Annotated in this window: 21 protein-coding genes; 14 read left to right on the forward strand and 7 right to left on the reverse strand. The window is 73.5% G+C overall.

Going from position 1 to position 20431, the window contains the following annotated elements; all coding sequences use genetic code 11:
• Positions 1 to 152 precede the first annotated feature (152 nt).
• From BR98_RS19490 to BR98_RS19520, 7 genes are all read left to right on the forward strand, one after another.
• Positions 153 to 1997 carry a phosphatidylglycerol lysyltransferase domain-containing protein gene (locus BR98_RS19490; protein ID WP_083976737.1) on the forward strand — a complete coding sequence of 615 codons (1845 nt, stop codon included), beginning with the start codon at positions 153 to 155 and terminating at the stop codon, positions 1995 to 1997.
• 153 nt (positions 1998 to 2150) lie between these two features.
• The gene (gene folP / locus BR98_RS19495) at positions 2151 to 3005 is read left to right on the forward strand and encodes a dihydropteroate synthase (RefSeq protein WP_232247461.1); all 855 of its coding nucleotides are present in this window, start codon (positions 2151 to 2153) and stop codon (positions 3003 to 3005) included.
• Between the two features lie 22 nt (positions 3006 to 3027).
• Positions 3028 to 3522, forward strand: coding sequence for a nuclear transport factor 2 family protein (locus tag BR98_RS19500; protein ID WP_232247462.1), 495 nt, complete (start codon positions 3028 to 3030; stop codon positions 3520 to 3522).
• A 126-nt stretch (positions 3523 to 3648) separates the two neighbouring features.
• Positions 3649 to 4008 carry a dihydroneopterin aldolase gene (gene folB, locus BR98_RS19505; RefSeq protein ID WP_035853060.1) on the forward strand — a complete coding sequence of 120 codons (360 nt, stop codon included), beginning with the start codon at positions 3649 to 3651 and terminating at the stop codon, positions 4006 to 4008.
• Between the two features lie 73 nt (positions 4009 to 4081).
• Positions 4082 to 4681, forward strand: a complete 600-nt coding sequence (folK, locus tag BR98_RS19510) for a 2-amino-4-hydroxy-6-hydroxymethyldihydropteridine diphosphokinase (protein WP_035846406.1) — start codon at positions 4082 to 4084, stop codon at positions 4679 to 4681.
• A gap of 65 nt (positions 4682 to 4746) precedes the next feature.
• Complete coding sequence (locus BR98_RS19515; protein ID WP_035846407.1) at positions 4747 to 5244, forward strand: DUF3180 domain-containing protein; 498 nt, start codon at positions 4747 to 4749, stop codon at positions 5242 to 5244.
• Between the two features lie 94 nt (positions 5245 to 5338).
• Positions 5339 to 6436: a hypothetical protein gene (locus tag BR98_RS19520; RefSeq protein ID WP_035846408.1), complete on the forward strand. Its 1098-nt coding sequence runs from the start codon at positions 5339 to 5341 to the stop codon at positions 6434 to 6436.
• A 106-nt stretch (positions 6437 to 6542) separates the two neighbouring features.
• Here BR98_RS19520 and BR98_RS19525 read toward each other — a convergent pair whose 3' ends face one another.
• Entirely contained in the window at positions 6543 to 7028 is a 486-nt protein-coding gene (locus BR98_RS19525; RefSeq protein ID WP_035846410.1) for a hypothetical protein, read from the reverse strand.
• A gap of 53 nt (positions 7029 to 7081) precedes the next feature.
• On the opposite strand from BR98_RS19525, the gene arfB reads away from it, so the two are divergent.
• Positions 7082 to 7513 carry an alternative ribosome rescue aminoacyl-tRNA hydrolase ArfB gene (gene arfB / locus BR98_RS19530; RefSeq protein WP_035846411.1) on the forward strand — a complete coding sequence of 144 codons (432 nt, stop codon included), beginning with the start codon at positions 7082 to 7084 and terminating at the stop codon, positions 7511 to 7513.
• Positions 7514 to 7556: 43 nt separating this feature from the next.
• Here the strand turns inward: arfB and BR98_RS19535 are convergent, their stop codons facing one another.
• Positions 7557 to 8078, reverse strand: a complete 522-nt coding sequence (locus tag BR98_RS19535) for a flavin reductase family protein (RefSeq protein WP_232247463.1) — start codon at positions 8076 to 8078, stop codon at positions 7557 to 7559.
• Positions 8079 to 8403: 325 nt separating this feature from the next.
• On the opposite strand from BR98_RS19535, the gene BR98_RS19540 reads away from it, so the two are divergent.
• Positions 8404 to 10314 carry a GGDEF domain-containing protein gene (locus tag BR98_RS19540; protein WP_035846412.1) on the forward strand — a complete coding sequence of 637 codons (1911 nt, stop codon included), beginning with the start codon at positions 8404 to 8406 and terminating at the stop codon, positions 10312 to 10314.
• Positions 10315 to 10398: 84 nt separating this feature from the next.
• The gene (locus BR98_RS19545; RefSeq protein WP_035846413.1) at positions 10399 to 11385 is read left to right on the forward strand and encodes a carbohydrate-binding protein; all 987 of its coding nucleotides are present in this window, start codon (positions 10399 to 10401) and stop codon (positions 11383 to 11385) included.
• Here BR98_RS19545 and BR98_RS19550 read toward each other — a convergent pair.
• The 4 genes from BR98_RS19550 to BR98_RS19565 form a co-directional block, all read right to left on the reverse strand.
• Complete coding sequence (locus tag BR98_RS19550; protein WP_035846416.1) at positions 11358 to 12242, reverse strand: class II fructose-bisphosphate aldolase; 885 nt, start codon at positions 12240 to 12242, stop codon at positions 11358 to 11360. The genes BR98_RS19545 and BR98_RS19550 overlap by 28 nt on opposite strands.
• A gap of 69 nt (positions 12243 to 12311) precedes the next feature.
• Positions 12312 to 13478, reverse strand: a complete 1167-nt coding sequence (gene nagA / locus BR98_RS19555) for an N-acetylglucosamine-6-phosphate deacetylase (RefSeq protein ID WP_035846419.1) — start codon at positions 13476 to 13478, stop codon at positions 12312 to 12314.
• A complete protein-coding gene (locus tag BR98_RS19560) occupies positions 13475 to 14407 on the reverse strand; it encodes an ROK family protein (protein ID WP_035846421.1) in 933 nt (310 codons plus the stop codon). Before BR98_RS19560 ends, nagA begins: the two co-directional genes overlap by 4 nt.
• Before the next feature lie 111 nt (positions 14408 to 14518).
• Positions 14519 to 15460: an SIS domain-containing protein gene (locus tag BR98_RS19565; protein ID WP_035846423.1), complete on the reverse strand. Its 942-nt coding sequence runs from the start codon at positions 15458 to 15460 to the stop codon at positions 14519 to 14521.
• A 166-nt stretch (positions 15461 to 15626) separates the two neighbouring features.
• Between BR98_RS19565 and BR98_RS19570 the strand changes: the two genes are divergently transcribed.
• From BR98_RS19570 to otsB, 4 genes are all read left to right on the forward strand, one after another.
• Positions 15627 to 16421, forward strand: coding sequence for a DeoR/GlpR family DNA-binding transcription regulator (locus BR98_RS19570; protein WP_035846424.1), 795 nt, complete (start codon positions 15627 to 15629; stop codon positions 16419 to 16421).
• A gap of 126 nt (positions 16422 to 16547) precedes the next feature.
• A complete protein-coding gene (locus BR98_RS19575) occupies positions 16548 to 17837 on the forward strand; it encodes an extracellular solute-binding protein (RefSeq protein ID WP_232247464.1) in 1290 nt (429 codons plus the stop codon).
• Positions 17838 to 17856: 19 nt separating this feature from the next.
• Entirely contained in the window at positions 17857 to 18087 is a 231-nt protein-coding gene (locus BR98_RS19580) for a DUF3263 domain-containing protein (protein WP_035846425.1), read from the forward strand.
• A 40-nt stretch (positions 18088 to 18127) separates the two neighbouring features.
• Positions 18128 to 18979, forward strand: coding sequence for a trehalose-phosphatase (gene otsB, locus BR98_RS19585; protein ID WP_035846428.1), 852 nt, complete (start codon positions 18128 to 18130; stop codon positions 18977 to 18979).
• Positions 18980 to 18982: 3 nt separating this feature from the next.
• On the opposite strand, the gene BR98_RS19590 is transcribed toward otsB, so the two are convergent.
• Positions 18983 to 20431 carry an alpha,alpha-trehalose-phosphate synthase (UDP-forming) gene (locus BR98_RS19590; protein ID WP_035846429.1) on the reverse strand — a complete coding sequence of 483 codons (1449 nt, stop codon included), beginning with the start codon at positions 20429 to 20431 and terminating at the stop codon, positions 18983 to 18985.

Consider the following 20431-nt stretch of genomic DNA (forward strand, 5'->3'; position numbering starts at 1 on the left):
TCCCAGGAACGGACGGTCCAGCGCAGGTGGACCACGGATTACTCGCTCTTGACGATCTCTTGGTCAAGGGAAGGAAATAGGCATGAAGGTCCATCACGGCTCATCCCCCAGGGTGACCGGGCAGTCGCGCGAAGCCTCTACGCTGAGCTTCCATGAGCGTTCCCGTGTCCGCTGAGTCGTCCCCGGAGCAGCCCCGACGGCGGGGGCTCCAGACGTTGCGCACCCAAGCCGCCGCCGTCCCGCGGGCCTGGCTGCCGGGTGCGGTCGGCTATGCCTGCCTACTGATCGGTCTGGTCGACATCCTCAGCGGGGTCTTCCCCAAGCTGCGGCGCACCCGGATGCACAGTTGGGCCGGCCAGCTCCCCGGCACCACCACCACGCTGGCCACGGCCGGCACCCTGCTGATCGGCATCCTGCTGGTGCTGCTGGCGCACGCGCTGCGCCGGCGCAAGCGGCGGGCCTGGCGGATGGTCTGCGCGCTGCTGCCGGCCAGTGCGGCGCTGCACGTGCTGCGTTGGCACCAGGTCGGCCCCGCGGTGGTCTCGCTGGTGCTCTTCGTGGTGATGCTGCTGCACCGCCGTGAGTTCTACGCCAAGGCCGACCCGCGCACCCGCTGGCGGGCGCTGCTCAACCTCGTGGTGATGGGCGCGATCAGCCTGGGTCTGGGCTTCCTGATCGTCAGCGCGCACCCGGCGCGCGAGATGGGCCGGCCGAGCCTGATCGACCGGCTGCACGAGACGGTCTGGGGCCTGTTCGGCCTGGACGGCCCGATCACCTACCACCCGGACCGGATCGGCGACGTGGTCGGCTACTCGCTGGCCGGGCTGGGCCTGCTGACCGCCTTCTCCACCGCCTACCTGCTGCTGCGCCCGGGCAAGCCGGAGCCGGAGCTGACCGCCGAGGACGAGGCCAAGGTCCGTTCGCTGCTGCAGCGCCACGGTGCCCGCGACTCGCTGGGCTACTTCGCGCTGCGCCGGGACAAGAGCGTGCTCTTCTCGCCGACCGGCAAGGCGGCGATCTCCTACCGGGTGGTCTCCGGCGTGATGCTGGCCTCCGGTGACCCGGTGGGCGACGTCGAGGCCTGGCCCGGCGCGATCAAGGTCTTCATGGCGCACGCCCGCGAGCACGCCTGGGTGCCGGCCGTGATGGGCTGCAGCGAGGTCGGTGGCGAGGTCTGGACCCGCGAGGCGGGGCTGGACGCGCTGGAGCTGGGCGACGAGGCGATCGTGGACGCGAGCACCTTCTCGCTGGCCGGCCGGGCGATGCGCAACGTGCGTCAGATGGTCAAGCGGATCGAGCGCAACGGCTACTCCTGCCAGGTCCGCCGGGTGGCGGACCTGACGCTGGAGGAGAAGCTGCGGATCGCGGACGCCGCCGCCCGCTGGCGCGGCACCGACACCGAGCGCGGCTTCTCGATGGCGCTGGGCCGGTTCGGCGACGCGGGTGACGACGACTGCGTGGTGGTCACCGCGCACAGGGCGCCCGAGGAGGGCGACCCGAGCGGCGACGACCTCAAGGCGGTGCTGCACTTCGTGCCGTGGGGGCCGGACGGCATCTCGCTGGAGCTGATGCGCCGCGACCGGGCGGCCGACCCGGGCCTGAACGAGCTGCTGATCGTGGCGGCGCTGCAGGAGGTGCCGAACCTCGGGGTGCGGCGTGTCTCGCTGAACTTCGCGATGTTCCGCTCGGCGCTGGCCCGCGGTGAGCGGATCGGCGCGGGCCCGGTGCTGCGGGCCTGGCGCGGGCTGCTGGTGTTCCTGTCGCGCTGGTTCCAGATCGAGTCGCTGTACAAGTTCAACGCCAAGTTCCAGCCGGAGTGGGAGCCGCGGTTCCTGGTCTACCCGAGCACCCGGGACCTGCCGCGGATCGGCTTCGCGGCGATGCAGGCGGAGGCGTTCATCACCCTGGGGATGCCGCGGTTCGGCCGCAAGAAGCAGCGCCAGGGCCTGATGCCGGATCCGGCCGGCGCCCAGGACTCGATCGCCCCGGCGGCCTGAGCGGCCCCGGACCGAAGAGGAGGTCCGGCAGCTCACAAGGGTGCTTTGTGAGCTGCTCCTCCGCTGCGGGCGGATGCCGCCTCGTCCCTCGGCGACCTCCACCCTCCGCTACCTCGCAGCTCGGTCGCTCGCCGGGCGGCCGATAATGGCCCCATGAACAACCCGCTGCCCGGCCTGCCCGCCCTCGACCGCTGCGCCGTGATGGGCGTCGTCAACGTGACCCCCGACTCCTTCTCGGACGGCGGGCTCTGGCTGGATCCGGCCGCTGCGGTGGCGCACGGCCGGCAGCTGGTGGCGCTGGGCGCGGACCTGGTGGACGTCGGCGGCGAGTCGACCCGGCCCGGCTCGCAGCGGGTCACCGAGCAGGAGGAGCTGCGCCGGGTGCTCCCGGTGGTCCGCGAGCTGGCCGCCGCGGGTGTGGTGGTCTCGGTGGACACCATGCGGGCGAGCGTCGCCGAGCGGGCCCTGGCGGCCGGCGCGCTGCTGGTCAACGACGTCTCCGGTGGTCTGGCCGACCCCGACATGGCCCGGGTGGTGGCCGACAGCGGCGCCCCGTTCGTGGTGATGCACTGGCGCGGTCAGTCGGCCGACATGGACGCCCTGGCGGTCTACCAGGACGTGGTGCGCGAGGTGGTGGCCGAGCTGACGGTGCGGATCGAGGCGCTGCTCGCGGCCGGGGTCAAGGAGGAGCAGCTGATCCTGGATCCCGGACTCGGATTCGCCAAGACCAGCGAGCACAACTGGGCGCTGCTGGGAGGTTTGGACGCGCTGACCGCCTTGGGCCGCCCGGTTCTGGTTGCGGCATCGCGCAAGCGGTTCCTGGGTACGCTGCTCGCCGACCCGGAAACCGGGCAGCCGCGGCCGGCCCGGCAGCGGGACGACGCCACGGCCGCGGTCTCGGCGTTGTCGGCCCGGGCCGGGGCCTGGGCGGTGCGGGTGCACGACGTGGCGGGCACCGCGGACGCCGTTCGGGTGGTGGCCGCCTGGCGGGCTGCCGGGGCGAGCTGAGCTGACGGAAGTGGGTGGTGGCGTGACTGGTGACTCGCTGAGCAACGGTGGGACCGCAGCGTCGTTGGAGGCCGACCGCGAAGCCGTGCTGGCGGCCAACCAGCGGCTGTACGAGGCGCTGGAGAACGGCGACCTGGAGGCCATCGAGGAGGTCTGGCTGTCGGCGGCGGACGCCGACGACAAGACCGGCGTGGTCTGCGTCCACCCCGGCTGGCCGGTGCTGCGCGGGCGGGCCCAGGTCACCCGCTCTTATCTGCTGATCATGATGAACACGGAGTACATCCAGTTCTTCCTGACCGATGTCGAGGTCGAGGTGCAGGGCGATGTCGCGCTGGTCACCTGCACCGAGAACATCCTCTCCGGCGGTGAGTCGGAGGAGGAGGGCGAGCTCGGCCCGCTGGTCGGCGGCAAGGTGGTGTCCACCAACCTGTTCCGTCGCACGGCGGCCGGCTGGCGGCTCTGGTCGCACCACGGATCGCCGGTGCTGACCAGCGGTGACGACGAGGACGAGGACTGACTTTCACGAGTTCAACCCGGCGCCGACCCGAGGCCCACGCTGGTCCTGTCGGCCGACGAGGGTAGATTCGACGGACGGCGGGCGACGGGGCCTGCCGTTCCAAGATCAGGAGCAGTGATTCAGGTGCTGGACCGCGTCACCCTGCGGGGCCTGCGTGCCCGCGGCCACCACGGCGTCTTCGAGCGCGAGCGGATCGAGGGGCAGACCTTCGTGGTCGACCTGGTCCTCTACCTCGACACCCGCCCGGCCGCCTCCGGCGACGACCTCGCCCGCACGGCCCACTACGGGGTCGTCGCGGAGGAGGTCACCGCGATCATCGCCGGCGAGCCGGTGGACCTGATCGAGACGTTGGCCCAGCGGATCGCCGACCAGTGCCTCAAGCACGACGCGGTGGAGGAGGTCGAGGTCACCGTGCACAAGCCGGACGCACCGATCACCGTGCCGTTCGACGACGTGACCATCACCATCCATCGGAGCCGCACGTGAGTGAACGAAGTGAACGAGCCGTCAAGAGGTGCGTGTGGGCGAATGCCCCTGCCGAGCGAAGCGAGGCGGGCGCATGAGTACCAGTGACCCGACCGCCTCGCCGACCACCTTCGACCTGCAGCACCGGGTGGACAGCGCCGACGCCACACTGGCCAACCCGCGCACCGCAGTGGTGGCCCTGGGCAGCAACCTCGGCAACCGGCTGGAGACCCTGCAGGGCGCGGTGGACGAGCTGGGCGACACCCCCGGCCTGAAGATCACCGCGGTGTCCGGGGTCTTCGAGACCGAGGCCCTGGGCGGCCCCGACGAACAGCCCAACTACTACAACGCCGTGGTGCTGCTGCGCACCACGCTGCCGCCGTACTCGCTGCTGGAGCGGGCCAACGCGATCGAGGACGCCTTCGGCCGGGTCCGCACCGTGCGCTGGGGCGCCCGCACGCTGGACGTCGACATCATCAGCTACCAGGGCGTGCTGAGCGAGGACCCGGTGCTGCTGCTGCCGCACCCGCGCGCCCACGAGCGGGCCTTCGTGCTGGCCCCCTGGCTGGACGCCGAACCGGACGGTGAGCTGCCGGGCCACGGGTCGGTGGCCGAGCTGCTCGGCAAGCTCGGCGGCGAGGGTGCCCAGGGCGTGGTCCGGCGCACCGACATCCAGCTGCGCCTGCCGGAGTAAGGTCAAGGCTGCGCCGTGGCGGCGAAGGGCGACCGCCGGCATCCGAGAAGGGACCCATCGAACCTGTGAAGCCGCTGCGCCTGCGTCTCCTGCTGGGCATCTTCGTGGTCGCCGCGGCCCTGGCCTGGGCCGGCGCCAAGCTGTGGAACTCGCTGGACACGCTGCCGGGAGTGCCGGCCGCGGCGCCGGTGGTGCTGGCGGTGGTCGCGGTGATCCTGCTGGCCGCGGCGATCTCGCTGCGCTCCCGGCTGAAGGCGGTCCGGGACCGGGCGCCGGGGGCGAAGCGGGTGGACCCGCTGGTGGCGGCCCGGGCCGTGGTGCTGGCCCAGGCCAGTGCGCTGGTCTCGGCCCTGGTCTCCGGGGTCTACGCGGGACTGGGCATCGAGCTGCTGACCCTGCCGGACTTCGCCGCGCACCGCGGCGCGGCGATCACCGCGGGCCTGGCGGTGCTGGCCGGCGCCGGTGTGGTGGCCGCCGCGCTGTGGCTGCAGCACGTCTGCAAGCTGCCCGAGGACGGCGGCGGCAGCGGGAACGGCAAGGGCGCGGCACCGTCCGCCCGCTGACTCGACGTCACCTCCGGGCCCGCTGAGCTGGGGCCCTTCCGCACCGCCGCCCCCGAGCTGACAGCGCCGGTATTCGCACGCTAGTTTCTTGTGCATGTCTCGCGGTCGCCACCGGCACTCCTCGCTCCTCGGTCGTGCGCTGCCGCCCATCGCGGCGGCCGGCCTCACGCTGGCCGCGCTGGCCGCGTTGCTGATCAGTCCGGACCGGGTGGTGGCCCGGTCGGTCGGGGTCGCGGCGGTGCTCGCGGTGCTGGGCCTGGCCATGGTGCTGCGCCAGCGTGACCGGGCGGCCCGGCAGGCTGCCGACACCGCCGCGCTGCGCCGGATCCGGGACGAGGAGCGGTACGAGGAACAGCTGGCCGAGGCGGAGTACGCGGCCGAGGTGGCCGAGGAGCGGGCGGCCCGGCTGGGCCGCCGGCTGACGGCGGAGAAGTCCCGGCTGGCGAAGGCGGAGACCGAGATCGCCCGGCTGCTCAAGGAGCGCGCGGTGCAGGCGGCCGAGCAGGCGCTCAGGGAGGCCGAGGCGGCGCAGCGGGCGATCGAGGCGGCCCAGCCCAAGCACCCGGTGACCCCGGTGGCCTATCTGCGGGCGGCGAACGCGCTGCGCGCACTCGAGCGACGGGCCGAGCTGGCCGAGCAGCAGGCAGAGCATCTGGCGCGCCGTCAGGCGGCCAAGCGGGCCGCGGCCGCGCTGCCGCCCGGTGGTTCGGCCGACGCGTCCTCGGCGGCGGGTCGTGCGCTGCCCGAGGTGCGGGCCACGCACGCCCCGGCGGTGCCGACCGCGCGTATCGGGCGCCTGGAGCCGGTGGCCACGCGGGCCTCGGACGGGGAGCGCCCGGCGGTGGCCGCCTCCCCGGTGCGTCCGGTGCTGCCCGGCCCGGTGGCCGAGGCGGCCGCGGCGATCGTCCCGGTGGAGCGGCAGCGGCCGCGTCCGCAGCTGGCGACCGGACGCGGACCGAACTTCAGCTTCTTCGGACGCGGTCCGGTGGCGCGGCCGGCGGCGCCGGCGCCCGCGGTGGGCTCGGTCACCGAACTCGCCGAGCAGCAGAGCCAGCAGCAGCGGCGGGTGGCGGAGCAGGACCTGGCGGACGTGCTGGGTGACGAGGTGGCCGACACCGAGGTGGTCGACCTGACGCCGGAGGACGACACCGAGCTGCTGGACCTGGGCGAGCTGCGCCGGGGCCAGGCCTGAGGGCCGGCGCCAGGTGATCGGCGCCCGGTGATCGGCGCCCGGTGATCGGGGTCGGGTGATCGGGGTCGGGTGATCGGGGTCGGGCCGCGCTGAATCTGAGCCTTCCTCAGATTCGCGGGTAGCGGCCCTGCACGGTCCAGATGTTGGGGTTGTCGGCCAGCTCGGGGTGCAGGTCGGACAGATCCGCCAGCACGTCCTGCAGGAAGTCCCGGGCCTCGCGCCGCAGCTCCTGGTGCCGGACCACCAGCGGCTCCTGGTCCAGCCAGGTCGCCGAGACCTCCACCAGGCCGAACCGGCGGGCGAACCGCAGCAGCTCGGTGTTCTGGGTGAAGTCCAGGTCGGCGGTGCGGATCGCGGCGGCCCGGCTGCCGCGCGGGTCCTCGTCCAGCTGCTCGACGATGTCGCACAGCGCCCAGGCGAAGTCCAGCACCGGCACCCAGCCCCAGGCGGTCGACAGTTCGAGCTCGTCCTCCGCCAGGTAGACGTCACCGCAGAACAGGTCGTGCCGCAGCGCCTGCACCGAGGCACTGCGGTAGTCGGTCTGCGGGGGGTCGGGAATCCGCAGCGAGAGGGAGTAGCCGAGCTCGATCACAGGGCTCATTTAACCGCGTGACGGGGCCGGGTCCGGCCGGGGATGATGGGCGCATGCCCGAGCCCATCCGCGTGCGGGGCTCGGTGGTCGTTCCCGACGCCGAGCTCGTCTGGCGCTTCTCCCGGTCCAGCGGCCCCGGTGGCCAGCACGTCAACACCTCCGACACCCAGGTCGAGCTCCGCTACGACCTGGCCGCCTCCGAGGCGCTGCCCGAGGTGTGGAAGCAGCGCGCGCTGGAGCGGCTGGCGAACCGGCTGGTGGACGGCAGGGTGCTGGTGGTGCGGGCCAGCGAGCACCGCTCGCAGTGGCGCAACCGCGAGGTGGCCGCGGCCCGGCTGGCCTCGCTGCTGGGCGAGGCGACGGCGCCGCCGCCCAAGGCCCGGCGGGCCACCAAGCCGAGCCGGGGGATGGTCGAGCGGCGGCTGTCGAACAAGAAGCACCGCTCGGAGCTCAAGCGCGGCCGCTCGGCACCGCGCGGCGAGTAGCCCGGCGCCACGGGGTCCGCGCCGCGGAAAACATGACGCCGGCTCAGCCCAGGTGCCGGTAGCCGCCGCGGAAGTAGAGCAGCGGGCGCCCGTCCGGCGCCGGCACCCGGGCCTCCAGCACCCGGCCGATCAGCAGCATGTGGTCGCCCGCCGGTATCCGCTGCTCGGTGCGGCACTCCACGGTGGCCAGTGCCCCGGTGACCAGCGGCGCGTCGGTCTGCGGGCCGCGCACGTGCGGGGTGTCCGCGAACAGCAGCCGGTCGCTCAGCCGCCCCTTCATGGCGAACCGCGAGGCCAGCGCCCGGTGCTCCTCGCCGAGCAGCGAGACCGCCCACAGGTCCACCCGGGAGAGCAGCTCGTCCATCCGCGAGTCCTCGCGCACCGAGATCAGCACCAGCGGCGGCTCCAGCGAGACCGACAGGAACGAGGTCGCGGTCATCCCGGCGTCCTCACCGGCGTCGTTGGCCGTCACCAGCGCCACCCCGGCGGCCAGCTGGGAGAGGGCGGCCCGGAACTCGTCCGGCGTGGCGAGGGAGGCAGCTGCGTGCTGCGGCGAGATGGACACGTACCGCACGCTAGCTCTCGGGTGCCTCCGGTGGCATCCGGCGGTGGTCCTAGGCCCTATGGCGGTGCCCCCGTCACCCGCCGGCGGGGACCGGCTACAGCTTGGGCCGTCCACGACCGACCAGGAAGATGGCCATCGCCGAATCGTGTCCGGGCATGACCGAGATGAACCGGATTTGCCTGTTTATGCGTTCTGTGATTTGGGTCACAAGTAACGACCTATTGCTGACCGAGCGTGCCGATCGCTGTGCTCGCTGTGATTCAGTTCTTCTGGCAATCGGACGATAACCATCAAGACCTATCCGAAGCAGCCGGGGAGCCCCCGCATGGAAGCCGAGTCGGAGCCCTACGTCCGCCTCGCGACCCTTCGCACCTTGCACCGGGTCGTGGCGGACCTCAATGCTGCCCGCAGCCTGGCGGGCACCCTGCAGGCCGTGGTCGAGGGTTCGGTGCACGGGCTCGGCTTCGACGCCGCCGCGGTGAGCCTGGTCCGCCCCGACGGCGACCTGGTGGTGGCGGCCGTCTGGGAGTACGAGGAACGCGACTACGGCGGCCCCTCGGTGCTGCTCGGCCAGGTCGGCACCCGCGAGTCCTGGGACCGGCTGCTCGCCGTCGGCGACCACTGGGGCACCCTGCGGTTCCTGCCGCACGACCGCGGCTGGGCGGTGGGCACCGACATCCCGCGCTGGACCGGGGACGGCCCGCTGCCGGTCTACGCCAACGACTGGCACCCCGAGGACGGCCTGCTGGCCCCGATGTACAGCGCCGGCGGCGACCTGCTCGGCGTGCTCAGCGTGGACCGCCCGCGCAGCGGCAAGCGCCCCGGCGCCTGGACCCGCGAGGCGCTGGAGATGTTCTCGCTGCAGGCCTCGATCGCGATCGGCAACGCCCGGCTGCGGGCCGAGATGCAGCGCGCGCTGGCCCGGCTGGAGAAGGAGCAGCAGGCGCTGCGGGCCAGCGAGGAGAGCTTCCGGCAGGCCTTCGAGTACGCCCCCAGCGGGATGGCCATCACCGAGCTGCACGGGGCCGCCCGCGGGCAGCTGACCCGGGTCAACGACGCGCTCTGCCGGCTGCTCGGCCGCCCGCGCGCGGCGCTGCGCCAGCAGAGCTTCCTGGACCTGGTGCACCCCGAGGACCGCGGCCTGCTGGAGCGCACCAGCGCCGAGAGCGGCCGGGCCGAACTTCGGCTGGCCCGGCGCGACGGCGGCTACCAGTGGGTCTGCCTGCGCAACTCGATCGTGGCGGACGCGGCCGAGGGGCCGAGTTTCCTGCTCACCCACGTCGAGGACATCGAGGACCGCAAGCGGCACGAGCTGCAACTCGCCCACCGGGCCAGCCACGACGCGCTCACCGGCCTGCCGAACGGCGCCGAGCTGCGCAGCCGGCTGGCCCGCCGGCTCTGCGCCCTGCCGCAGGGCCCGGGCGGCGCGGCCGCGCACGGGGCCGCCGCGGCTGGACCGTGCGCGTTGGAGGGTGCGGCCGCCGCGCACGGCTCCTCGGGCTCCTACGGCCCGCACAGCCCGCGCTCCGGGCAGGAGGTCCCGGCGCCCGTCGGTGGGCCGCCGGACGGCGGCTACGGGGGCTACGGCGGCCCGGGCGGGCGCGGCACCCTGGTGCACGGCTACGCGGAGCGCGGCGCCACCGCCGAGCGCCCCGGCTACCAGGCCGGTGGCGGTGGTGGCGGTGGCGGCGGTGGTGGCGGCGCCTTCGCCGCCCCGGGGATGGAGCACGTGCACGCGGTGGTGCCGACCGACCCGGAGGCCGCGCCGGAGCCCTGGCACGGCCCGCGGTCCAGCGGCGGCCCCGGCCCGCAGAAGGGCCTGGCGGTGCTCTTCTGCGACCTGGACGGCTTCAAGTCGGTCAACGACCGGTTCGGCCACAACGCCGGTGACGCGGTGCTGGTGGAGGTGGCCCGGCGGCTGCAGCAGGTGGTCCGCGAGGGTGACACGGTGGCCCGGCTCGGCGGTGACGAGTTCGTGGTGCTGGCCGACAGCATCGGTAACGAGGAGGCGGCCGACCTCGCGGTCCGGCTGCGCAACGCGATCATCCCGCCGATGCGGATAGCCGGGCGGGTGATGCGGGTCGGGGTGAGCCTGGGGATCGGTTGGGCGGGCTGCGGGATGAGCATCGAAGAGGTGCTGCACCAGGCCGACAAGCGGATGTACGACGAGAAGCGGGCCCGCGGCGGCGCGGTCCGTGGCGCCCGGGGCGAACGATCCCACCGTCGGGCGGTTTGAGACCACCAGGTCTGAGCAGGGCCGAACTGCGCTGTAGGGTGCCCTGGGTACAGGTGTCCAGACGGCATTGGGGAGTCCACCGCGATGACGGCGAGCAGCCAGGGACCCGCGGACGACGCGGGCCAGATCCCGCAGGACGAGGACCCGTTCGCCTATCTCTACCGTCCGGCCGAGGGTGCGGACGGCACCGAGCAGGCACCGGGCGCACCGCGTGGCGGGTACCGCCCGATGGAGGTCGGCCGGGCCCAGTACGGGCAGCAGGCGGCCCGTCCGCAGGCCCCGTTCCCGCCCACCGCGCCGTACCCGCCGCAGCGGCCGTACGGGCCCGGCGCCGAGCAGACCAGCCAACTCCCGCACCAGCAGGCGCGTTACGCCGAGCGGTCGCGCCCGCAGCCGGGCGAGGACGCGCCGCGCGGGCGCGGCAAGGGGCCGGTGATCGGTGTGGTGGCGGTGGTCGCGGCGATCGCGATCGGGTCCGGTATCGCGCTGTCCGGCAACGACGGCAAGAGCAGCAAGGACAACGCGGCGCCCGGTCCGGCGAGCAGCGCGGGCCACCCGGCGTCGCCCTCGGCCTCCGGGGCGGGCAGCCTGTCGCCGAGCGCCTCGGGTTCGCCGTCCGGCTCGGCGAGTGCCGCCGGTGCGAACACCTTCATCGACGCCTCGAAGGCGCAGGCCCAGGGCGCGCCGCTGGCGGCCACCGTCAAGGGCACGGTCTCGGCCGACGGGAGCTACCTGACGCTCCAGCAGGGTTCCAGCGTGACCTGGACGGTCACCGTGCCGACGGCCGGCCAGTACAAGTTCTGGCTGCACTACAGCAACAACGGGGACCCGGTGAAGGTCGCGGTCAGCGTCAACGGCGCCGACCACCCGGGCGGCACCACCTTCAAGAGCTACAGCAAGGGCGGCGACCCGTCGCAGGCCTGGTCCTACACGAACATATGGCCGCAGCTGCAGGCGGGCAGCAACACCATCGTGGTCACGCCGGCCGGCGGCCCGGTCCTGGTGGACCAGGTCGCCGTCACCGGCATGGACGTCAACGGCAACTACCCGAGCGGCTCCGCCACCGGCTGACCGGACCGGGTGGCGACCACCCGGGCCAGCTGGGCGACGGTCTCGGCCATCGCGGTCCGGGCCGGGCCGAGCACCTTGCGCGGGTCCACCGCGTCCGGCAGCCGGTCCAGCGCGGCGCGCAGGGCCGGGGTGAAGGCGGTGTTCAGCGCCGTACCGATGTTGATCTTGACCAGGCCGGCCGTGACGCCGGCGGCGAGCTCGGCGTCGGGGACGCCGGAGCTGCCGTGCAGGACCAGCGGGACGGGCACCGCGGCCGCCAGCCGGGCGATCAGCGCGTGGTCCAGGCCGGCCGTCCTGGTGGTCATCGCGTGTGAGCTGCCGACCGCCACGGCCAGCGCGTCCACCCGGGTCCCGGCGACGTAGTCGGCGGCCTCGGCCGGGTCGGTGCGGGCGCCCGGGGCGTGTGCGGGCAGCGGCGGCTCGCCGTCCTTGCCGCCGACCCGGCCGAGCTCGGCCTCCAGGTGCAGGCCGTGCCGGTGGGCGAACTCGGCCGCCTCGGCGGTGGCCTTGAGGTTCTCGGCGTGCGGCAGCGTGGAGGCGTCGAACATCGCGGAGGAGAAGCCGGCCGCGGGCGCCGCCCGCAGCAGGTCGAAGTCCTCCACGTGGTCCAGGTGCAGGGCGGTGGGGACGGCGGCCGCGGCGGCGACCTCGGCGCAGGCGCGGGCCAGCGGCAGCAGCCGCCCGCCGTGGTAGGCCACGGCGTTCTGACTGATCTGCAGGATGACCGGGGTGCCGGCCAGTTCGGCGCCGGCCACGATCGCCTCGGCGTGCTCCAGGGTGATCACGTTGAAGGCGGGCAGTCCGCGGCGGGTCTCGACGGCGTGGGCGAGCAGGTCGGCGGTACGGGCGAGTGGCATGGGAGTCCCTCGGGAGGTGGGCGGGGTTTGGTGGCGCCGCGCACCTCCCGAGGAGAATGTGAGGGGTACTCAGATTCCCTTGGGGAAGTGCTCGGCGCCCTTGATCCATTCGCCGCGGCGGACCACGGCGACCAGGTCGTAGCTGTGGGAGTCGAGGACGGCCAGGTCGGCGCTCTTGCCGACGGCCAGCGAGCCGATCGAGTCGGCCAGCCCGAGCAGGGCGGCGGGGGTGGTCGAGATGGACTGCACGGTCTGAGTCAGGCTCAGCTTGTTGACGAGGACGGAGCGCTGGAAGGCGACGTCCAGGGTCAGCGTGGAACCGGCGATCGAGCCGCCCTCCACCAGCCGGGCGACGCCGTCGGTGACCCGGACCTGCAGCGGGCCCAGCGGGTAGAGGCCGTCGCCCATGCCGGCCGCGCCCATCGCGTCGGTGATCAGCGCGACCCGCCCGGCGCCGGCCGTGCCGTACGCCAGGTCCAGCACCGAGGGGTGCAGGTGGGTGCCGTCGTTGATCAGCTCCACGGTGACCCGCTCGTCCTCGAGCAGGGCGACGATCGGTCCGGGCGCGCGGTGCTGGATGCCCGGCATCGCGTTGAACAGGTGGGTGGCGACGGTGGCGCCGGCCTCGATCGCCTCCAGGGTCAGCGCGTAGTCGGAGTCGGTGTGGCCGACCGCCGCGATCACGCCCAGGTCGGCGAGCATCCGCACCGACTCGAGGCCACCGGGCAGTTCGGGGGCCAGGGTGACCATCCTGGCGGTGCCGCGCGCGGCGTCCACCAGCTTGCGGACCAACGCCGGGTCCGGGTCGCGCAGCAGGTCGGGGCGGTGTGCGCCGCACCGTCCCGGCGAGATGAACGGGCCCTCGAAGTGGACGCCCGCCAGCACCCCGTCCTCGACCAGTTCGGAGAGGACCGCGGCCTGCCGGCAGACCTCGTCGATCTCCCCGGTGACGGTGGAGGCGACGGTGGTGGTGGTGCCGTGCTCGAGGTGGGTCCGGGCGGCGACCAGCGCCTCCTCGGCGATGCCGGAGGCGTAGGAGGCGCCGCCGCCCCCGTGCACGTGCAGGTCGACGAAGCCGGGGACCACGGTGTAGCCGGTCAGGTCCAGGTCGCCGGCGGCGCGCGCACCGCCGATCCGCGCGATCGTGCTGCCGGAGAAGGCCAGCCGGCCGTCCTCGACGACGCCGCTCGGCAGCACCAGCCGGGCTCCGGCCAGACCTGTAACGTCCGCGGTCACGCGGTCACCTCCATCGTGAGCAGATCCCAGGCGAGCAGGCCGGCGCCCAGGGCGGCGGCGGTGTCTTTGAGCATGGCCGGGACGACCTTCGGGGGCATCTGGAAGGTCAACCGCTCGGCCACCGCCTGGCGCAGGGGAGTGAGGAGCGTGTCGCCGGACTCGGCCAGCCCGCCGCCGATGATCACCGTCGACGGGTCGAGCAGGCTCTGGGCCAGCACGATGCCGTCCGCGAGGGCGTCCACCGCGTTCTGCCAGACCGCCAGGGCGCGCGGGTCGCCGGCGTCGACGGCCAGTGCGCAGGCGGCGGCGTCGGCCGCCGGGTCGCCGACCGCGGCGGCCCAGGCCCGGGAGACCGCGGAGGCCGAGGCCAGCGTCTCCAGGCAGCCCTTGGCGCCGCAGCCGCAGAGCGGACCGCCGGGACGGACCACCACGTGGCCGATCTCGCCGCCGTAGCCGTGCGCACCGGCCTCGATCCGGCCGTCGATCCCGATCGCACCGGCGATACCGGTGCCGAGCGCGATGAACAGGAACCGATCGACGCCGTGGCCGGCACCGATCCGCCCCTCGGCCAGCCCGCCGGAGCGGACGTCGTGGCCGAGGGCGACCGGCAGGCCGCCGAGCCGCTCACCGAGCAGCTTGCGCATCGGCAGGTCCCGCCAGCCGAGGTTGGCGGAGAAGACCGCGATCCCGTTCTTCTCGTCGATCGTTCCCGGCACCGCGACGCCGGCCGCGAGCGGGCCCTCGCCGAAACGGCTGCGGCCCTCCTCGGCGAGGTCGGCGGCGAAGTCGAGGATGGTGGCGACGACGGCATCAGTGCCGTGCTCCCGCCCGGTCGGTCGGCGTGCTTCGAACAGCACGGAGCCGTCCTGGGCGAGCAGCGCGGCCTTCATGCCGGTGCCGCCTACATCGAGTGCGATGACGTGCTTCACGGGGGACAGTTTCCCTTGACCGAGGAGGAGAGGTCTAGTCCAGTGGTCGTATTGGTCTGATCCGGGATGGGTGAGCTTGGTCGCTCCGGCCGCCGGCGGCGCCGTTGCGGCTCAGAGCTGGACCGAGCGGGTGAGCGAGCGCGGGTTGTCCACGTCCAGGCCGCGGGCGCCGGCCAGGACGACCGCGAGGCGGTGCACCCGGACCAGGTCGGCCAGCGGGTCCAGGCCCTCGGCGGCGCGGTCGGAGCCGGCGACCAGCAGGCCGCCGGTCCGGGCGATGTCGCCGGCCAGGCCCTCGGGCAGGGCGCCGAGCATCCAGGCCGCGCGGCCGGGCGCGGTGATCGCGATCGGGCCGTGCCGGTACTCCATCGCCGGGTAGGCCTCGGTCCAGAAGACCGCCGCCTCGCGCATCTTCAGTCCGGCCTCGAGGGCCAGGCCGTTGGTCCAGCCGGCGCCCAGGAAGGTGATCTGGTCCACCTCCAGGATGCCCTCGGGCAGCGGCTCGGCCAATGCCCGCTCGGCGTCCGCGGCGGCCTGTTCCACCGTCGCCACGCCGGGCGGCAGTGCCTGCTCGGCCTCCAGGTGGGCGCGCAGCAGCGCCAGCGCGGTGGTGGCGAACCGGGTCTGCACCACCGAGCGCTCGTCGGCGAAGTCCAGCACCAGCACCTGGTCGGCGGCGGTCATCACCGGGGTGGCCGGGTCGGCGGTGAGCGAGGTGGTGGCGACGCTGCCGTGCAGCCGGCCGAGCAACTCCAGCACCTCGGTGGTGGTGCCGGAGCGGGTGATCGCGATCACCCGGTCGTAGCTGCGGCCGTACGGGAACTCGGAGGCGGCGAAGGCGTCCGTCTCGCCGTGCCCGGCCGACTCGCGCAGCGCGGCGTACGCCTGGGCCATGAACCAGGAGGTGCCGCAGCCGACCACCGCGACCCGCTCGCCGCGGCGCGGCAGGGCGGCGGCCGCCTCCTCAGTCCCGGCCAGGGCCGCGGCGCGGCGCCAGCAGGACGGCTGGGTGGCCAGTTCCTCGGCGGTCAGTGAGCTGTCAGTGGCGGTCATGCCAGTGGGCCCCTCTCTCCTGGTTGCTTAAAACTGATTGATTTATAGCTCTTTCGCGCATGATTGCGCAAGACGCCGGAAGGAGCGCGGACGTCGGCCCGAGTCGGCCCGGTGCTGTGCGACGCTGTCCCGATACGGCCTGGTCGACGAAGAGGGATGGCACGGCGTGTCCAGATACGAGCGGTGGAACGGTCTCCTTGAACTCCTTGCCGAGCACGGCAAGTTGGAGGTCGAAGAGGCAGCGGCCGCGCTGGGGGTGTCGGCCGCCACGATCCGCCGTGACCTGGATCAGCTGGCCCGCCAGCAGATGGTCACCCGTACGCGGGGCGGCGCGGTGGCGCACAACGTCTCCTACGACCTCCCGCTGCGCTACAAGACGGCCCGCAACGCCGGCGCCAAGCAGCGGATCGGGCAGGCGGTGGCCGCGCTGATCGCCCCCGGCGAGGTGGTCGGCCTGAACGGCGGCACCACCACCACCGAGGTGGCCCGCGCGCTCGCGGTGCGCCCCGAACTGACCGAGCGGGCCGAGAACGGGGCCGGCCAGCCGCTCACCGTGGTGACCAACGCGCTCAACATCGCCAATGAGCTGACGGTCCGACCGTCGGTCAAGATCGTGGTCACCGGTGGAGTGGCCCGACCGCAGTCCTACGAGCTGATCGGCCCGCTGGCCGCCGCGGTGCTCAACGAACTGACCCTGGACGTCACCGTGTTGGGTGTGGACGCGCTGGACGTCGAGGCCGGCGCCACCGCGCACCACGAGGGCGAGGCGAGCGTCAACCGGCTGCTGGCCGAGCGGGCCCGCAAGGTGGTGGTGGCGGCCGACTCCTCCAAGTTGGGCCGGCGCGCCTTCGCCCGGATCTGCGGGCTCGAGGCGATCGACACCCTGGTCACCGACGACGCGGTGGACGAGGAGCTGGCCGCCGCCTTCGCAGAGGCGGGAGTACGGGTGCTGACGGTGTGACAACATCCGCGCGAACGTTGCGTGTGGTGCAACGCGAGCGCCCACTTCGGTAACGTTCCGCGGCTGGGGCGCCGTGGTGTGGACCACTGGGGGGTGGGTTTGGCAACCTTTCGCCACCCATCCCCCGTGCGCCCGAAGGCGGTTCCCGCGTTGAAGTCCCGGCTCAGTGCTGCGCTCGCGACCAGCACGCTTCTGCTCTCCGGTTGCGGCACTCTCGGCATCGGCAGTGGTGACACCGTCACCCTCAAGCTGGTGGCTGCCGACTACGGGGACAGCGAGGCGAACAGCTCCCAGCACTACTGGGACGAGCTGGCCAGGCGCTTCGAGGCGGCCAACCCCAAGATCAAGGTCGACGTCCAGGTGATCAGCTGGAACGACATCGACACCAGCGTCGCCGCCATGGTCAAGGCCGGCCGCTCGCCGGACATCGTGCAGACCGGCGGTTTCGCCGACAAGGTCGCCGCCAACCAGCTCTACCCGGCCCGCGACGTGCTCTCGATGGACACCGAGGCCGACTTCCTGGAGGTCTTCAACCGGGCCGGGCAGGTGCTCGAGACCCAGTACGGCATCCCGTTCGTCTCCTCCTCGCGGACCTTCTTCTACAACAAGGCGATCTTCGCCAAGGCCGGCATCGCCCAGCCGCCCGGCTCCTGGGCCGACCTCAAGGCCGACGCCGCGCTGATCAAGGCCAAGGTCCCCGGGGTCACCCCGTACGCGCTGCCGCTCGGGCCCGAGGAGGCGCAGGCCGAGTCGATGATGTGGACGATGAGCGGCGGCGGCGGGCTGACCGACGAGTCCGGCGTCTACACCCTGGACAGCGCCAAGAACACGGACGCCTTCGGCTGGCTCAAGCAGAACCTGGTGGACCCGCACCTCACCTACCCCGACCCCGGCTCGGTGGACCGCAAGACCGCCTTCGACGACTTCGCCGCCGGCAAGGTCGCGATGCTCAACGGCCACCCCGGCCTGGTCCAGAAGGCGCTGCAGGGGAAGATCGACTACGGCACCGCGCCGATCCCGCGCAAGGACCCGCAGTCCAAGAACCGCACCCTGGGCGTCGCCGACTGGATGATGGCCTACACCGCCAACGGGCACCGCACGCAGATCCGCCAGTTCCTCAACTTCGCCTTCAGCAAGCAGAACACGCTCGCCTTCGACGAGCAGTACAACCTGCTGCCGGTCACCCAGGACACCCTGGACGAGATGACCAACAGCGGCAAGCACCCCGATCTCAAGCCCTTCCTCGACGCGCTGCCCGCCGCCAGCTTCTACCCGCTGGGCGACCCGGCCTGGGACACCGTCAGCGGGAAGATCAAGACCGAGATCGGCAAGGCGGTCAAGGGCGACCCGGCGGCGGTGCTCGGCGGGCTGCAGCAGTTCGCGGTGGAGGAGTCCAAGCGTCGGCGGCCGCAATGAGGTGCCCGATAATGGCCCCGTGAACGAGCTGACCGAGCGCGAGCTGGCGGTGCTGGCCCTGGAGGCCCGCCCGTGGCGGACCCAGGGCGCCAAGGAGCAGGCGGTCCGCGAGGAGCTCGGCATCTCCAGCACCCGCTACTACCAGCTGCTGAACGGTCTGCTGGACCGGCCCGAGGCGCTCGCGAAGAACCCGGTGCTGGTCAACCGGCTGCGCCGGATCCGCGAGGCCCGGCGCGCCGAGCGCCAGTAGCGGCGTTAGCGGGTGCGGCGGCGCGGGTAGGTTGGCGGCCATGGGCATCGTGCTGGAACCGACCACCCCCGCCGGCCGGGCGGGCCTGGCCGCACTGCTGGCCGATCCGGCCGGCGCCGTGCTCGCCTTCGACTTCGACGGCACGCTCGCGCCGATCGTCACCGACCCCGAGCAGGCCTTCGCGCATCCCGGCGCGGCCCCCGCGCTGGCCCGGCTCGCGCCGCTGGTCAACGCCGTCGCGGTGGTCACCGGTCGCCCCGCGCTGAGCGCCGTGCGACTCGGCGGCTTCGACCAACTGCCGGGCCTGGAGGGGCTGGTGGTGCTGGGCCACTACGGCGCCGAGCGCTGGGAGGGCAGCACCGGAAAGCTGACGGCGCCGCCGATCCACCCGGGGGTGGCCGCCGTCCGGGCCGAACTCCCGGCCCTGCTGGCTGAACTGGGCGTGCCGGAGGGCACCGCGATCGAGGACAAGGAACGCTCGCTCGCCGTGCACACCCGGCGCACCGCCGACCCGGACGCCGTGCTCGAGCGGCTGCGCGCACCGCTCGCCGAGCTGGCCGCCACCCACGGCCTGGCGGTCGAACCGGGCCGGATGGTGGTCGAGTTGCGCCCGCCGGGGGTGGACAAGGGGGTCGCGCTGAGCGGTCTGCTGGCCGAGCGGGCGGCCCGCACGGTGCTCTACGCCGGGGACGACCTGGGCGATCTGGCCGCCTTCGCCGCCGTCGAGCGGCGGCGCGCCGATGGCCGGCCCGCGCTGCTGGTGGCCAGCGGTCCGGTGACCGGCGAGCCGCCGGTGCGCGAGGTGGCCGAACGGGCCGACCTGGTGGTGCCGGGCCCGGCGGGGGTGGTCGAGCTGCTGACCCGGCTGGCCGAGGAGCTGCTCAGGAGTTGACGGTCAAGGGTTGAGGGCCGCCAGCTGGTCCAGGAACCACTGCTGCGGGGAGAGCGCGGTGGCCGCCGCCGCCAGCCGCTTGGTCCGCTCGGTCCGCTCGGCCGCGGGCAGGCTGAGCGCCCGGTGCAGCGCATCGGCGGTGCCGACCACGTCGTACGGGTTGATCCCGATCGCGTCCTCGGCCAGCTCCGCCCAGGCGCCCGCCTCCCGGGACAGGACCAGTGCGCAGCCGGCCTCGGAGACCACCGGGATCTCCTTGGCGACCAGGTTCATCCCGTCCCGGATCGGGTTGACCAGTGCCACGTCGGCCAGCCGGTAGGCGGCCAGCGAGCGCGCGAAGTCGTCCTCGACCTGGAGTATCAGCGGCTGCCAGGAGTCGGTGGCGAACTCGGCGTCGATCTCCTCGCTGATCCGGCGCACGGCGGCGGTGTAGTCGCGGTACTCGGCCAGGTCCTGCCGGGAGGGGTAGGCGAAGGCGATGTGCACCACCCGCTCGCGCCACTCGGGGCGGCTGCGCAGCAGGTGCCGGTAGGCGAGCAGGCCGCGGACGATGTTCTTGCTCAGCTCGGTGCGGTCGACCCGGACGATGGTCCGGCGGTCGCCGACGGTCTCGCGCAGCGCCGCGAGCCGCTGGTCCACGTCCGCCCGGTGCGCCCGCTCGCGCAGGAACTCGCCGTCCGCGCCCAGGCCGTGCACGCCGAGCCTGGTGGTGCGGCCCCGGTAGCTGACCGAGAGGTCGGCCCGGTCGACCGCTGCGCCCAGTACCGCCTCGCAGCAGTCGGCGAAGGCCAGTGCCCAGCGGCGGGTGTGGAAGCCGGCCCGGTCGGCGCCGAGCACTCCGGTGAGGACGGCCGTGGCGAGCGGGTCCGGCAGCAGCCGGAAGTAGTCGGCGGGCGCCCACGGGGTGTGCAGGAAGTAGCCGATCCGCAGGTCGGGGCGGAGTTCGCGGAGCAGCGCCGGGACCAGGGTCAGGTGGTAGTCCTGCACCAGCACGGCGGCGCCCTCGGCGGCCTCGGCGGCCAGCGCCTCGGCGAAGGCCGTGTTGTAGGCCTCGAAGGCCCGCCACTGCTCGGCGGCCTCGGCGTCGAAGGCGGGGGCGGCCGGGGTGTTGTAGAGCATGTGGTGCAGGAACCAGAGGGTGGAGTTGGCCACCCCGTTGTAGGCCTGGTCGAAGACCTCGGGGTCGATGTCCAGCATCCGGACGGCCTGTCCGCCGACGTCGAAGCCGCCCCGGTCGAGCCGCCCGTGCGGGGAGCGCCCGGCCGCCGCCCGGTCCGCCTCGCCGAGCGCCGCGCAGACCCAGACGGCGTTCGGGTCGTCGATCGCGGACAGCCCCGAGACCAGTCCGCCGCCCCCGCGTCGCAAGGTCAACGTCCCGTCGGGGGCGCTGGAGAAGGAGACCGGCCCCCGGTTGGAAGCCACCAGGATGCGCGCGGTCGTGAGAGCGGCCAT

The sequence above is a fragment of the Kitasatospora azatica KCTC 9699 genome, assembly GCF_000744785.1.
In the GTDB taxonomy this organism is placed as follows: domain Bacteria; phylum Actinomycetota; class Actinomycetes; order Streptomycetales; family Streptomycetaceae; genus Kitasatospora; species Kitasatospora azatica.